The organism is Brevibacillus sp. FSL K6-6036, from assembly GCF_037964015.1.
GTDB classification, from domain to species: Bacteria; Bacillota; Bacilli; order Brevibacillales; family Brevibacillaceae; genus Brevibacillus; species Brevibacillus borstelensis.
This window is the reverse complement of the sequence record NZ_CP150173.1, coordinates 1143873-1157629: the sequence shown is the minus strand read 5'-3', so window position 1 is coordinate 1157629 and position 13757 is coordinate 1143873. Positions and strand designations below refer to the sequence as shown.

Annotated in this window: 13 protein-coding genes; 10 read left to right on the top strand and 3 right to left on the bottom strand. The window is 53.1% G+C overall.

All coding sequences use genetic code 11. The annotated features are described in order from the left end of the window. Positions 1 to 93: 93 nt before the first annotated feature. From NST37_RS05955 to NST37_RS05920, 8 genes are all read left to right on the top strand, one after another. Positions 94 to 1794 (top strand): methyl-accepting chemotaxis protein, encoded by a 1701-nt coding sequence (locus NST37_RS05955; RefSeq protein WP_003388197.1) that lies wholly within the window; start codon positions 94 to 96, stop codon positions 1792 to 1794. A 193-nt stretch (positions 1795 to 1987) separates the two neighbouring features. Further along, positions 1988 to 3808 (top strand): sigma 54-interacting transcriptional regulator, encoded by a 1821-nt coding sequence (locus NST37_RS05950; protein WP_003388198.1) that lies wholly within the window; start codon positions 1988 to 1990, stop codon positions 3806 to 3808. Between the two features lie 143 nt (positions 3809 to 3951). Beyond that, complete coding sequence (locus tag NST37_RS05945; RefSeq protein ID WP_003388199.1) at positions 3952 to 5034, top strand: ABC transporter ATP-binding protein; 1083 nt, start codon at positions 3952 to 3954, stop codon at positions 5032 to 5034. A 110-nt stretch (positions 5035 to 5144) separates the two neighbouring features. Then, positions 5145 to 5945 carry an ABC transporter permease gene (locus tag NST37_RS05940; RefSeq protein WP_141334252.1) on the top strand — a complete coding sequence of 267 codons (801 nt, stop codon included), beginning with the start codon at positions 5145 to 5147 and terminating at the stop codon, positions 5943 to 5945. A gap of 1 nt (position 5946) precedes the next feature. Then, a complete protein-coding gene (locus tag NST37_RS05935) occupies positions 5947 to 6726 on the top strand; it encodes an ABC transporter permease subunit (RefSeq protein WP_024983525.1) in 780 nt (259 codons plus the stop codon). A gap of 51 nt (positions 6727 to 6777) precedes the next feature. After that, complete coding sequence (locus NST37_RS05930) at positions 6778 to 7851, top strand: spermidine/putrescine ABC transporter substrate-binding protein (protein WP_024983526.1); 1074 nt, start codon at positions 6778 to 6780, stop codon at positions 7849 to 7851. 378 nt (positions 7852 to 8229) lie between these two features. Further along, entirely contained in the window at positions 8230 to 8556 is a 327-nt protein-coding gene (locus tag NST37_RS05925; RefSeq protein ID WP_024985204.1) for a helix-turn-helix domain-containing protein, read from the top strand. After that, positions 8496 to 9380 (top strand): IS3 family transposase, encoded by an 885-nt coding sequence (locus NST37_RS05920; RefSeq protein ID WP_155808033.1) that lies wholly within the window; start codon positions 8496 to 8498, stop codon positions 9378 to 9380. The genes NST37_RS05925 and NST37_RS05920 overlap by 61 nt, the downstream gene beginning before the upstream one ends. An 83-nt stretch (positions 9381 to 9463) precedes the next feature. On the opposite strand, the gene NST37_RS05915 is transcribed toward NST37_RS05920, so the two are convergent. Continuing rightward, entirely contained in the window at positions 9464 to 9934 is a 471-nt protein-coding gene (locus NST37_RS05915) for an NUDIX domain-containing protein (RefSeq protein ID WP_003388201.1), read from the bottom strand. 154 nt (positions 9935 to 10088) lie between these two features. After that, positions 10089 to 11453 carry a putrescine aminotransferase gene (locus NST37_RS05910; protein WP_024983527.1) on the bottom strand — a complete coding sequence of 455 codons (1365 nt, stop codon included), beginning with the start codon at positions 11451 to 11453 and terminating at the stop codon, positions 10089 to 10091. Between the two features lie 306 nt (positions 11454 to 11759). On the opposite strand from NST37_RS05910, the gene NST37_RS05905 reads away from it, so the two are divergent. Then, positions 11760 to 12194: a DNA starvation/stationary phase protection protein gene (locus NST37_RS05905; protein ID WP_003388203.1), complete on the top strand. Its 435-nt coding sequence runs from the start codon at positions 11760 to 11762 to the stop codon at positions 12192 to 12194. A 109-nt stretch (positions 12195 to 12303) separates the two neighbouring features. Here the strand turns inward: NST37_RS05905 and NST37_RS05900 are convergent, their stop codons facing one another. Then, positions 12304 to 12984, bottom strand: a complete 681-nt coding sequence (locus NST37_RS05900) for a hypothetical protein (RefSeq protein WP_227278045.1) — start codon at positions 12982 to 12984, stop codon at positions 12304 to 12306. Here NST37_RS05900 and NST37_RS05895 point away from each other — a divergent pair. Next, positions 12973 to 13746, top strand: a complete 774-nt coding sequence (locus NST37_RS05895; protein WP_003388205.1) for a sulfite exporter TauE/SafE family protein — start codon at positions 12973 to 12975, stop codon at positions 13744 to 13746. The genes NST37_RS05900 and NST37_RS05895 overlap by 12 nt on opposite strands. The last annotated feature ends 11 nt before the right edge of the window (positions 13747 to 13757 follow it).

Genomic DNA, 13757 nt, shown 5'->3' with positions numbered 1-13757 from the left:
TATATTTTCACAGAGAAAAAAAGAATTAACTTTATTGTCGGTTTCTCGATACTATCAATATACTTCGAAGATAGCAAAGAAAGGAGCGGTCACATGCCATTTCTCAACAAATTATCCCTCGGAGCGAAAATGAATTTGCTATTCGTAGCCGCTCTGCTGCTGGTTTCCGCCGTTGTCCTGATAACGGCTCAAACACAGCTGGAGAGCGGCATCAAGACTGCTGCTCTGAATAAGGCCAAGTCGGATTTGGCGCTGGGCTATGGTTACCTGGATCAAAAAATTCCCGGAGCATGGTCGGTGCAGAACGGGGTCCTTTACAAGGGGGAGACGCGGATCAACGACAATTTCGAGCTGGTAGACGAGCTCGGCAAATTGACAGGCGGCGATACGGTCACGATCTTTTTGGGCGATACGCGGGTCACGACCAATGTCATGAAGGACGGACAGCGCGCAGTCGGCACAAAGGCATCGGACGTTGTCATTCAGACCGTCCTGACCAATGGCGAGATCTACCTGGGAGAAGCAAACGTCGTCGGCCATCGCTACCAGTCCGCCTATCAGCCGATTACAGACAGCAGCGGAAAGGTCATCGGCATTTGGTATGTCGGCGCTTCCCAGGAGTTGATCGACAGCACCCAGAAAAAGTTTATGGCGATTTTTGCCGGGGCATTGATCGTCGTGCTGCTCATTGTCCAAGCTGCGCTCTTCTTGTTTACCCGCCGCCTGAAAAAAAGATTCGGCACGATCACGGAAGTCCTGGAAAATGCCGGGAATGGCGATTTTACCCGAAAACTAAGCGACCCATCTGGCGATGAAATCGGCCGGATCGCAGTCTCCTACAATCACATGAGCGCCAAATTGAAAGAATTGCTCGACACCGTCGCGCTGACTTCGCGTGAGGTTGCCGCCTCCTCGGAAAATCTTTCTTCCAGCGCAGCACAGATTAGCGAAGCCTCACGCCAGATTGCGGAGCATGTGTCAGAAGTCGCGATCGGCTCCGAGGAGCAGGTGCAAAAAGTAAATAACGGCCTTCTGGCGATCACGGATATTTCCTCGAATGCCCGGTTGATCGCCGCGCAGTCAGAGGAAATATCCGCCGCGGCCATCCACACCGGCGCAAAGAGCGAAGAAGGCGATATCGCGATCCAGCAAGCTGTAAAGCAGATGGGGAACATCTTCCATACCATGAACCAGCTTTCGCTTGTCGTGCAGGAGCTCGGGCAGCGCTCCCAGGAGATCGGGCAGATTACCGACGTGATTACAGAGCTCGCCGGTCAGACCAACCTGCTTTCCTTGAATGCCGCGATTGAAGCAGCCCGGGCAGGTGAACACGGGCGCGGATTTGCTGTCGTTGCGGACGAGGTGCGCAAGCTTGCCGAACAGTCTGCGCGTTCAGCCGAACAAATCGAGCAATTGATCGTCAGCATTCAGGCTGAAGCGGAGCAGGCCGTACAGACGATGGCCTCCGGCAGCGCCGAGGTCGCCGAGGGAATCGAAACCGTCAACAATGCCGGCGCTTCCTTCGCCGAAATTCGCCAGTCGATCCTCTCGCTGACTGAGATGATTCGGGAAGTGTCAGGACGCGCCCAAAACATGTCGAGCACGACTGAATCCGTTCTCGATGCCGTGTCAGGGATCGCCGAAATTGCCAGCCTTTCTGCGAAAAAGACGCAGGCTGTTTCGGCCGCCTCGGAGGAGCAAACGGCTGCTATGCAGGAGGTGACCGCCTCGGCTCTCACACTAGCGGAGCTGTCGGAACAACTAAAGGTTCTGGTGAACCGTTTTCGCACGTAAATATCAAGCAACCGGGTGCTCGCCCGGTTTTTTATTATAAATATTCCCAAAATTGAGAGGATTCTATCTGCTGTTGTCGAAGTGGGTTTTGCATCTGTTTTTCTGCTTCCGTCTTGTGAATAAAACCCCGTCTACAAGGATTGGGGACCTCGTATTGCAACTGTTTTGCCTGCAGACAGGAGGAGAAATGCAAATGAGTTTATTGCGGGAATTCCAGGAGATCACGCAGCAGGTGGCCGAAGCCATCTCAGCCGCTTTGCAGATCGAGACGGAGATCGTCGATGACACGATGACGATTATCGCCGGGACGGGAAAGTACAAAGACCGCATCAACACCAAGGAGGAGGGCGGCGAAGTGAACGCCGGCTATTTGTACGGCCGGGTTCTGACCACCAACCAGCCGTTCTTCATCGAGGACGCCCGCAGCGATCCCTCCTACGATCCGTCCGTCCTGCAGGGGGTCACCGAAGAGCTGGCGGAGCTGTGCACGCCGATCCATTACAAAGGCGAGGTGATCGGCGTGATCGGCCTGATCGCCTTCACCGAAACCCAGAGGAGGCTGCTCATCCACAATCGGCTGCCGTACCTTACCTTTTTGCAGCGGATGACCGAGCTGCTCACCGGCAAGATCGCCGAGCAGGAAGCCTGGAACGAGTGGAAGAAGACGTTCACCCAGTTGGAAACCTTGATCGAATCCATCCATGAGGGCATTATCGCCATCGACGAGCGCGGATTGATCAGCAATTGCAACAAAACGGCCCAGCAGCTTATTCAAAAGAACAAACAGGAGCTCATCGGCACTCCCCTGCAAACGATTTGGGCCGACTCGCCGATGCTGCAAGTGCTTGAAACCGGCGTCGGCTATGTCGAGCAGGAGGAGATTTACCGCCTCGGGGAGCATGACATGCACTTCATCGTAACAGCCCGTCCCATCCGCGTGGCCGACCGGGTAGCGGGGGTTGTCGCCTCGTTTCGCCGGATGGCGGACATGCGTCGCCTCGCCTACGTCCTGACCAACGAGCACAAGGACCTGTACTTTTCGGAAATCATCGGCAAAAGCCGCTCCAAGTCGCTCGTGATCAAACAGGCGGAGCAAGTCGCACGCGGTACCTCCAACATTTTGATCACCGGCGAGAGCGGCACCGGCAAAGGCATGATAGCCGCCGCCATCCACTCCGCAAGCAACCGGCGGGACGGTCCGTTCATTATCGTCAACTGCGGGGCGATTCCCGAGGCGCTGCTGGAAAGCGAGCTGTTCGGCTATGTGGCGGGCGCATTTACCGGAGCCAAGCGGGAAGGCAAGGCGGGCAAGTTCGAGCTGGCCGACGGCGGCACCATTTTTCTCGACGAGATCGGCGATTTGCCGCTGCATCTCCAGGTGAAGCTGCTCCACGTCCTGCAGAGCAAGCAGGTCGAACGGGTCGGGTCCAACCAGCTAATCCCTGTCAACATCCGGGTCATCTCCGCCACGAACAAAAACCTCGAGGAAATGGTGCGAAACCGTGAATTCCGCGAAGATCTCTACTTCCGGCTGAACGTCATCCCCCTGCACATGCCGCCTCTGCGCGAGCGGGTAGAAGACATCCCGCTGCTCATGGATCACTTCCTGGCGAAGTACCGGGAGCTTTTAGGCCACCCGATTCTCGATTTCACCCCAGAGGTTCGGGCACTGTTCATGCATTATCACTGGCCCGGGAATGTCCGCGAGCTGGAAAATGCCATCGAGTACGCCGTCAACATGGAGGTCTCGCCGTACATCGGACTGGACAGCGTTCCGGTGCGCATCCGCCAGCACCACAGCGTCAGCGGCATCACCGGTCCCGGCGAAGCCGATCAGCCGTTGAAGGAGCGACTCCAGCGCCACGAGCGGCAAATCCTGTACAGCATGCTGCAGCAATACGGATATTCTCTGGAAGCCAAAAAGCTGGTGGCAGAAAAACTGGACATCGGCCTGGCGACTCTATACAGAAAACTGGAGGGACATAAACTTCTCAATGATGAGAAAGTATTCTAATTTCTAGGAAGCAACGGGCGATGATTTTCCTGCCTTCTGCTTCTTTTTTCGTGTCTGATCGACCTATATGTTGGAATATTCAAAATTGGCATTATTTTTGCTTGTAACAAGAGGTGCGAAAAGAAAAAACGAGGGGGGTTCCCATGCTTGGTCCTATGGTGGAGCTTCAAAACGTCGTCAAACGCTTTGGTCAACATACAGTCGTACACGATCTGTCCCTCCACATCCAGAAAGGTGAATTTCTCACTTTGCTCGGCCCCAGCGGCTGCGGCAAAACCACTACGCTCAGAATGATTGCCGGATTTGAACATCCGACATCCGGCAAGGTAAAGCTGGATGGCGAGTTCGTGCAGGATTTGCCTGCCTACTCCCGCGATGTCAACACCGTCTTTCAAAGCTATGCCCTCTTCCCCCACCTGAACGCTTACGAAAACGTAGCGTTCGGTTTGCGTGTCAAAAAAGTCGCCAGGGAAGAGATCGACCAGCGGGTCAAACAGGCTCTTCGCCTCGTTCAATTGGAAGAGTACGCCAGCCGCAAGCCGGAGCAGCTGAGCGGCGGCCAGCGGCAGCGGATTGCCATCGCCCGGGCGCTGGTAAACAATCCAAAGGTGCTGCTGCTCGACGAGCCGCTGGGCGCCCTGGATCAAAAGCTGCGCAAGCAGATGCAGGTCGAGCTGAAGCATCTGCAAAAGCAGCTCGGGGTCACGTTTGTCTTCGTCACGCACGACCAGGAAGAAGCGTTGACCATGTCTGACCGCATCGCGGTTATGAACAAGGGTGTCCTCGAACAGGTCGGCACCCCTGCCGACATCTACGACCGGCCTGCGACGCGATTTGTCGCGGAATTTATCGGCGAGACCAACCTGTTGACCGGAACAGTCAAACTGCGGGATTCCCGCCGGATGCTGATTGACTGCGGGGGCATGGAGGTAGCCGCGGCTTCTCTGCAGCTTCCCGAGAATGAGAAGGTGACCGTCGCGATCCGCCCGGAAAAATCGGCTCTCAGTCTTGCACCGGTAGAAACCGGGATTGACCAGCTCGTACAGCTTCCCGGCCGATTGACAGAGCGAATCTACTGCGGCGGAATAACGCGGACTGTCGTCACCTTGCCCGGGGGAATTCCCTTTGTCGCCGTGGAAAAAACGGATCAGCTCCTGCCGGTAAACGAAGGCGACGAACTATTCGTCAACTGGCAGCCGGAGCACGGGGTGGTGTTAACCCGATGAAGGCCCCTGTAATCGGCTCCGCCACCTCCAGCAGACCTGCAGCCACGACCCCGAACCGGCCTGTCCGCGATTACGGAAAGACCTGGACAATCGGGCCCATCCTGATCTGGATGAGTGCCCTTTTCCTGCTGCCGCTCATCTTGATTCTCGGCGTCAGCTTCTTTACCCGCAGCTCATTTGGCGGGATTGAACTGCCTTTGACAGTGGAGAACTACGTCCGTTTTTTCGACCCGCTCTACTTTAAAATTTTGTGGATTTCCTGTGTGCTGGCCTTTTTTACGACGGCGATTTGCCTCGTTCTCGGCTATCCGTTCGCCTATATCGTCGCCCGCTCTCCGATCAACTACCGCAACATTCTGATGCTGCTGATCATTGTTCCCTTTTGGACAAACTCGCTCATCCGAACCTACGCCTGGATCGTCCTTTTGCGGACCGAAGGGGTCATCAATACAATCCTCATGCAGCTCGGGATCATCAGTCAGCCCCTGCCGCTTCTGTACAACGAGACTGCCGTTCTGATCGGGCTTGTTTACACCATGCTGCCGTTTATGGTGCTGCCGCTGTACGCCTCGATCGAAAAGCTGGACAAATCGCTGCTGGAGGCGTCCTCGGACTTGGGCGCCAAGCCCGTCCATACCTTCTGGAAGGTGACCCTGCCTCTCACCGCGCCAGGGATCATGGCCGGTTCCCTGCTCGTCTTCATTCCGTCGCTGGGCCTCTTTTTCATCCCGGACCTGATGGGAGGAAGCAAGACCGTCCTGATCGGAAACCTGATCAAAAATCAGTTTCTCACCGCCCGCGACTGGCCATTCGGCTCGGCAAGCTCCATTATCCTGATGGGACTGACGCTGTTGTTTATCACAGCCTACATCCTGATCACCAAAGACAAAGAGGGAAAGGAGCTGCTCTAGGATGCGCTACTCGCTCGGCCGCAAATTCTCCGTTTTCTACGCTTCGCTTATCTACCTGTTTTTGTATATGCCCATTGCCATTTTGATTCTGTATTCCTTTAACCAATCCAAGCTGAATGCGGTCTGGACCGGTTTTACTTTCGACTGGTACGTAAAGCTGATGCAGAACAGCGACGTGCTGGAAGCGATGAAGACCTCTCTGATCGTAGCGCTGATCAGCACGCTGGCCGCGACGATGATCGGCACGCTGGCGGCCGTCGGGATGTACCGCTACCACTTCCGCGGAAAAACGGCTCTGGACGCGATGCTGTACCTGCCCATCGTCATCCCGGAAATCGTCATGGGGATCTCGATGCTCGCGCTGTTCGCCCAGTTGAAGGTGCCGCTCGGCTATTTCACCCTGATCGCAGCGCACATCACCTTTTCCGTTCCCTTCGTCGTTGTCGTGGTGCGGGCCCGGTTGGCCGGATTTGACAAAAGCATCGAGGAGGCGGCGATGGATTTGGGGGCTACGCCCTGGCAGACGTTTGTCAAAGTGACGATGCCGGTCATCGCTCCGGGCATTTTGGCCAGCGCGATGCTTGCTTTTACGCTGTCTCTTGACGACGTGATCATCAGCTTTTTCGTGGCAGGGCCTGCGAGCGCGACGCTGCCCCTGAAGATTTTCTCCATGGTCAAATTCGGCGTGACTCCGGAAATCAACGCTCTGTCTACTTTGATGCTCGTCGTCACACTGGCTATCGTCATCTTTGCCGAACGCATCCGGATGCGCAAGGAGTAGTTCAAACGCTCAGCTCTTGAGTTTCCATATTATTACAAAGGGGGATTTGATATGAAGCAAGGCTTTCGGAAAATAGTGGCGGCCGGCTTTCTGACGATCGCATTGACAGCGGCTGGCTGCAGCTCCACGCCGTCATCGCAAGGCGGAGAAAACGGTCTGGACAAAGAACTCAATGTGTTTAACTGGTCTGAGTACCTGCCCGACTCGGTCATCAAAAAATTTGAAGAGAGATACGGGGTAAAAGTAAACTACAGTACGTTTTCCTCCAATGAAGAGATGCTGGCCAAGGTTTCCGCAGGGGGCGGCATTTACGATCTGACGGTAGCGAGCGACTATTTTATCCAGCCGATGGCCAATCAAGGACTGATCGAGCCGCTCGATCTGAACAATATTCCCAATTTCAAGAATCTGGAGCCCGACCTCGTAAACAAAGAGCATGATCCCGGCAACAAATACAGCGTCCCCTACATGGGCAATACGGTCTCGCTCGCCTACAACCCCGACAATATCAAGACGAGCATCACCAGCTTTGCGGACCTGTGGAAACCCGAATTGAAGAGCCAGATCGTGATGGTGGACGATCAGCGGTTCATCCTCGGCATGGTGTTGAAAACGCTGGGCTACTCCGGCAACGACACCGATCCTGCCCACCTCGAGGAGGCCAAGCAAAAAATGCTCCAGCTGATGCCCAATATCAAGGCCTTTGACAGCGACAGCCCGAAGACGCTGATGATCAACGGCGAAGTGAACGTCGCCCTCGTCTGGGGACCGGAAATCGCGCTGGCACAGCGGGAAAAGCCGCAAATCACGACAGTCCTGCCCAAAGAGGGACTGATGATAACATTTGACAACTTCGTCATACCTGCAGGTGCGAAACACAAGAAAACGGCGGAGGCCTTCATCAATTTCTTGCTCGAACCGGAAATCAGCGCGGAAATCGCCAAGGATTTTCCCTATATCAATCCGAATACCGAGGCCCGCAAGCTGATCGACAAGGAGACGCTGGAAAATATCGCCATCTATCCCCCGCCCGAAGAGATGAAGCGGGTGGAAAGCCTGAAGGATATCGGCGATTCGGTTAAACTGTACGACCGCATCTGGTCCGAAGTAAAAAGCTCGCAGTGAGCTGGCGGCAGTGTCGCTATACGAATTGCTCCGCCCTCGCACATTAGTTGCCCGAGGCCGTGGCATATTGCGAAACGTCTCGACCAATTGCCCGAGGCCGTGCCACATAGGCGAAACGTCTCGACCAATTGCCCGAGGCCGTGCCGCATGGCGAAACGTCCCGGCTAATTGCCCCAGACCGTGCCACATAGCGAAACGTCCCGGCTAATTGCCCCAGACCGTGCTACATTGCGAAACGTCCCGGCCAATTGTCTAAAGGCCGAACCACATTTCAAAACGCCCAGCCTTGGATATAACCTTTCCTGAAGTGCACCCCTTAGAATGGACATTGGATTAAACCCCTGGTAAATCCGATGAAATTTAAGGGGTGCATTTTTTATGGTGAAAAAGGGGCAAACGTTTAGAAGTTATTCTCACGAATTAAAGGTGGAAGCCATACGACTGCATATCGAAGAAGGATGGACATACCGTCGAATCATGGAGCATCTGGGGATTCCGGACCGCCACCGGCTTAAAGTATGGATGAAAAAATATAAACAGTTAGGCGAATTTGGGTTGATGGATCAACGAGGTAGACGTGAAGAATATGTTGATCAAGATCGATATGTTAAAAAGCTAAAACGAGAGAACTCGATGCTAAAAAAGTGTTTGAAAATCTGGATGCGGGAGGTGCAGCCCATAAGTATGAGGCGATCAAGCAAGTAGCTGGTGAGTATACGACTAGTGAACTTTGCAAGCTGTTTGGAGTCTCAAGAAGTGGATACTATGCATACTTGAAACGGCAACAAGCGGACCGGGACAAGCCCGTGAAAGACCTCATCAAAGTAGTTTATAAGAAGTATGATGGTAAATATGGGTATCGACAAACCCAGCTGTTTCTCTTACGAGATCACGGGGTATGGGTCAACCATAAGAAGGTACTACGTCTGATGCAAGAAATGAAGCTCCGTTCTCGAATACGCCGCAAATATCGAGGTCACTATGCTTCAACCGAAGGTGGACGAGTCGCTGAGAATGTGATGCAGCGGAATTTCAAAGCGGATGCACCTAATCGAAAATGGGTAACCGATGTCACACAGTATCGTGTCGCGGATACGTGGCTCTACCTGTCTGCTATTAAGGATTTGTTTAATAATGAGATTGTGGCTTACCACATTGGAGTTCGCAACGACAATCAGTTGGTCCTACGGACCTTTGAGAAAGCCTTTAAAAAGACGAAAGACGTGACTGGACTGATCGTTCACAGCGATCAGGGATTCCAGTACACGTCCTACGCTTACCACGACATGTTGCCGAAGGTTGGCGCCCAAATCAGCATGTCTCGGAGAGGCAACTGTTATGATAATGCCTCGATGGAGAGCTTCTTCTCGCATCTCAAAACGGAAGGGCTCTACCCTTATGATATCCGAAGTGTGGATGAGGCACAAAGGCGAATTGAGGAATATATTCAATTCTACAACCAAAGTCGACCACAACGAAAATTAAAAAGGCTGACGCCTGTTGAATTCAGACGTCAGCTGTCGGTCTAACGGTCGGGTTTTTTCTTACTGTCCACTAAATGGGGTCTTGACCATCCAAGGCTGGGGCGTTTGTTATTTTCCGTGTGTCAACCTCACTCGAAAATCGCTTGCTTTGCTTCTTCTTTTCGGAAGATCTCCCGCGGATAGTAATTGGCGAGGGGAGGAATCCCGTTTTCTTGAAAATACCCGAGCTCGCACATTTCGTCGTTTTCCGGGTGAAGAGCGCCTCCGACAACCGCGCACTCAAAAACAACCGTCAAGTATTCCACCTGATGTCCGTTCGGGTATGTAAATCTGTGCTTTTCCCCGCCAAACACTCCGATGATTCTCTCCGGCTTTACCTCCAAACCGGTCTCCTCCAGCACTTCTCTACGTACGGCCTCCGCTGGTGTTTCTCCGATCTCGATCGCCCCGGCGATCAGGCCCCAATTCTCCTCGTTATGTTTGCGTCCAAACAGAATTTCATCTTTTTCATTGCGGATCATTGCAGCGACGCAAGGCATGAAAATCAGGCCGGGCCCGAACGCTTCTCTCAAATCTTTATAGTATTGAGACATCGCCATAACGGTCAGCTCCTTCTTTATTGGCATCTTTATCGATTGTCTGCCGCTCTAACAGTTCCTTGCGACGCCCCCGCTCTCCTGCCTATAAAGATCCGCCAACCGAATGAAAAAAGGAAGGGAGCATCCATAAACCGCTCCCTTCCTTTTTGCCAAACTACCGCGCCACTTTCATTTCTTTGGAAAGCTGGGCGATCCCCTCTTCAATGCAAGCCAACACGTAATCGATCTGTTCGTACGAAATGACTGCAGGCGGCTCGATGCGAATCACCGTCGCGTTGTTGATCGTACCGCCGACGAGGATTTTCTTGCCGAACAGCATTTTGGCCAGCGTATAGCCAAGGTTGTTGGTGGCGAACTCCATCCCGATCAACAGGCCCCGTCCGCGTACGTCGACCATGACCTCCGGGTACTGCTCCTTGATCTCGTTCAGGCGCAGCATGATGTAATCGCCCTTTTCCTTGGCCATCTGCGGGATGTTGTCGGCAAGAATCGTGTGAATGCCCGCGATAGCCCCCGCGCAGCAGAGCGGGTTGCCGCCGAAGGTGGAGGAGCCCAGCAGGAACGGATTTTCCTCCATTTTTCCCCACCATTTCTTCTTGGCGACCATGGCAGCGATCGGCATGACACCACCGCCGAAAGCTTTGCCCAGTGTCATGATATCCGGTACGACATCCCAGTGATCGACGCCAAACAGAGTGCCGGTCCGCCCCATGCCGGTCTGCACCTCGTCAACGATCAACAGACACTCGTATTTGTCACAGATTTGGCGCAGCCGCGGCAGGTAGTCATCCGGCGGAATATTCACGCCGCCCTCTCCCTGGATCGGTTCGACGATCACGCCAGCCACCGTTTCGCCAGTAGCGATCAGCATGCGAATCGCCTGCTCCACCGCGTCCGCATCCCCGAACGGAACGTGCTGAAAACCGGGAACGAGCGGCATGTACGGCTCGCGGAATGTAGATTTCCCCGACGCCGAAAGGGAAAAGAGCGTCTTGCCGTGGAAGCCTCTTTCCGTTGAAATGAAGCATTTTTTCCCCGTGGCCAGCCTCGCCAGCTTCAGGGCCATTTCGTTTGCCTCGGTACCGCAGTTTACGAGGTAGGAGTGCTGCAAATCTCCTGGTGTAATGTACGCCACCAGCTTGGAAAGATAGCCCCGCAGCGGGTCCACCATCTCTTGGCTGTGCAGAGCGTAGCGCTTCAACTGGGCCTCTACCGCCTTGACCACTTTCGGGTGGCGGTGGCCGAGCAGGTATACACCGTAGCCTCCCAGGCAATCAATGTATTCATCCCCCATCGTGTCGCGGAAAATGGCTCCTTCATCTTCCCACTCCACGACCGAATAGTCGGTCGAAACAGACTTGCGGTGCGCAAGTATAGCCTTGGTCACATGGTTGGTAAAGTTCTCGACCGAATCGCTTACAATTTTCTTTTTCTGTTCGACTGTCAGTGTCTCGCTTTCGATGAATGAAAGAATTTCACTGGCAAGCTCAAGAGATTCTTTCCGTGATTTGCGTTCCATGCACCTCATCCTTTCCGGTTTGGTTTTTCACCTTGGAGAAGTTGCAAGAACAATGCCAGCCGAAACAGAGAGAAATGCCCCCGATCTCCCTTCTTTTCATACAGAAATGCATAGTGAAATGAGAAATCGGCTTCTCATATTCAAGAATGACGCGCAATCATTCGCTTGATGATTGGCTCAATCCTTTCTTCGTTTCCTGTTCTTGAGAACTTTCGTGCGGAAAGGAGAAAGGCGGTTGACAATACTGTTTTTTATATTATAATAGATATCAAATAATAATTATTATAAATAAGGAGCGGATGAACAATGGAAAACCTGTATTCTGTACTAAATAAACAAGTAGCCAACTGGACGATCCTGCGCATGAAGCTGCAAAACTACCACTGGAATGTCAAAGGACCTGCATTCTTTACCCTGCACGACAAATTCGAAGAGCTGTACAACGAAGCTTCCGAACACATCGATACTCTCGCTGAGCGCATCCTGGCCCGTAACGGAAAACCCGTTGCCACATTGGGAGAGTGCATTCGAGACGCCAGCATCGAAGAAGCAAGCGACCGCGAGACTGCTGAAGAAATGGTTCAAACACTGATCGAGGATTTTACCACTGTAATCGATGAATTAAAAGACGGCATCAAGAAAGTGGAGGAACTCGGCGATGAGGGCACCGCAGACATGCTCCTGTCCATCCAGACCAGTCTCGAAAAGCATGTGTGGATGCTGAAAGCCTTCCAAGGCTAATCTTGCTGCAAGTGTGTTTTATTTCCTAATAGAGGAAGTTTATTTCCTGATAAAGGAAAAGAGGGCTTTTGTGCCGGAATGCACAACTGCCCTCTTTTTTGCTGCCCGTCTATGTCGCCAAAGAAAAAACAAGTTTTCTTCCGTCCTTTTGAACCTTGACCTGCGGCAAATGCTTGATCGTCTTGTGAATGCCAATGTACGGGCTGGCAAATTCGACTCCGCTCCGTCTTTTCAACTCATCACAGAGCTCATTCAACGTTAATGCCGACATCTCCCGCAAGATTGTTTCTACATGATTGGCTACAGTTTCATAGTCATGACGGGTATGCGTTTTTCGCCCTTTCAGCCGTTCCATCACTTCCACGTTCATGCCGACGGTTCCGTTCTCTGCTTCTTCCGCCAGCAGCGGTTCTTCATTGCCTTCCGCTTGGTCAAGCTCTCTTACTCGCGCCAAAATCTGCTTGATGTCAAGCCCGAGCTGTTTGTCTTGATCCACATATTGTCGGCGCAGCAAAGCCCGCTGTTCCAAAAGCGACTGCAGAGTCATTTGCAAAGCCTTACGTTCCGTGAAATATTCCGCCATAGCCTTCCCCTTTTTCACAATTATTTTGATATCCTTAATAATAATAGAATTATATGTAGTTGAAAACGGGTGATTTGTCAAACAATCAAACAGTGAATTAGGCGCGGCGCTGCCCAATTTAGGCGCACGATATCCGGGCATCTGCTTATCCTGATGATAGGCATGCATACTAGAAATACAGAGGATGGTTGCTTGATGGATTTTCACTTGACAGTCGTCGGCCTCCTGGTGGGATTTCTGGTCGGCCTGACCGGTGTAGGGGGCGCCGCGCTATTGACCCCGATCCTGCTCCTGCTGGGGATACAGCCCGCCATCGCTGTCGGAACTGATCTGGTCTACAACTCCATCACCAAGATTTTCGGGACCTGGCAGCATTGGCGGCAAAAAACCGTTCACTTTCCCATCGTGCTCTACCTTGCGATCGGCAGCATCCCGAGCGGCATTATCGCCGTGAATTTGATGAACTGGGTGCACCAGCATGTCCAAGGGGCAGACCTCATCCTGAAAAAAATACTCGGCTTTGTCCTCATCCTGATCCCCCTGGCCATCCTGGCCAAAAGCTGGCTCAGCCGCAAAAGTCCTTCCTGGAATAAATGGCAAAGCATGAGCACGCGCGAAAAGCGTACCCCGCTCATCATCATCGGCGCTTTTCTCGGCTTTCTGGTCGGCTTGACGTCCATCGGCAGCGGCTCGCTCTTTGCCATCGCACTCATGTATTTCTTTCAGCTCTCCGGCAAAGAAGTAGTCGGCACCGACATCGCCCATGCCTTTTTGCTGACCACGGCCGCTGGTCTGGCGCACATGAGCTTCGGCACTGTTCATTTGGCAACTGTCTTTTGGCTCCTGCTCGGCTCGGTGCCCGGCGTCTTGCTGGGAAGCCGCTTGTCCTGCAAGGTCCCCACCGTTTTCCTGCGCTATGCGATCTCGGTTCTCATCATCATCAGCGGAATCAAAATTATCCAAATATGACAAAAACCCTT

Bases quoted from the DNA above. Each gene is read 5' to 3' on its own strand.
- NST37_RS05930 (WP_024983526.1), top strand. From the start codon at position 6,778: ATGAAGCAAGGCTTTCGGAAAATAGTGGCGGCCGGCTTTCTGACGATC.
- NST37_RS05935 (WP_024983525.1), top strand. From the start codon at position 5,947: ATGCGCTACTCGCTCGGCCGCAAATTCTCCGTTTTCTACGCTTCGCTT.
- NST37_RS05910 (WP_024983527.1), bottom strand. From the start codon at position 11,453: ATGGAACGCAAATCACGGAAAGAATCTCTTGAGCTTGCCAGTGAAATT.
- NST37_RS05915 (WP_003388201.1), bottom strand. From the start codon at position 9,934: ATGGCGATGTCTCAATACTATAAAGATTTGAGAGAAGCGTTCGGGCCC.
- NST37_RS05950 (WP_003388198.1), top strand. From the start codon at position 1,988: ATGAGTTTATTGCGGGAATTCCAGGAGATCACGCAGCAGGTGGCCGAA.
- NST37_RS05955 (WP_003388197.1), top strand. From the start codon at position 94: ATGCCATTTCTCAACAAATTATCCCTCGGAGCGAAAATGAATTTGCTA.
- NST37_RS05945 (WP_003388199.1), top strand. From the start codon at position 3,952: ATGCTTGGTCCTATGGTGGAGCTTCAAAACGTCGTCAAACGCTTTGGT.
- NST37_RS05905 (WP_003388203.1), top strand. From the start codon at position 11,760: ATGGAAAACCTGTATTCTGTACTAAATAAACAAGTAGCCAACTGGACG.
- NST37_RS05925 (WP_024985204.1), top strand. From the start codon at position 8,230: ATGGTGAAAAAGGGGCAAACGTTTAGAAGTTATTCTCACGAATTAAAG.
- NST37_RS05895 (WP_003388205.1), top strand. From the start codon at position 12,973: ATGGATTTTCACTTGACAGTCGTCGGCCTCCTGGTGGGATTTCTGGTC.
- NST37_RS05940 (WP_141334252.1), top strand. From the start codon at position 5,145: ATGAGTGCCCTTTTCCTGCTGCCGCTCATCTTGATTCTCGGCGTCAGC.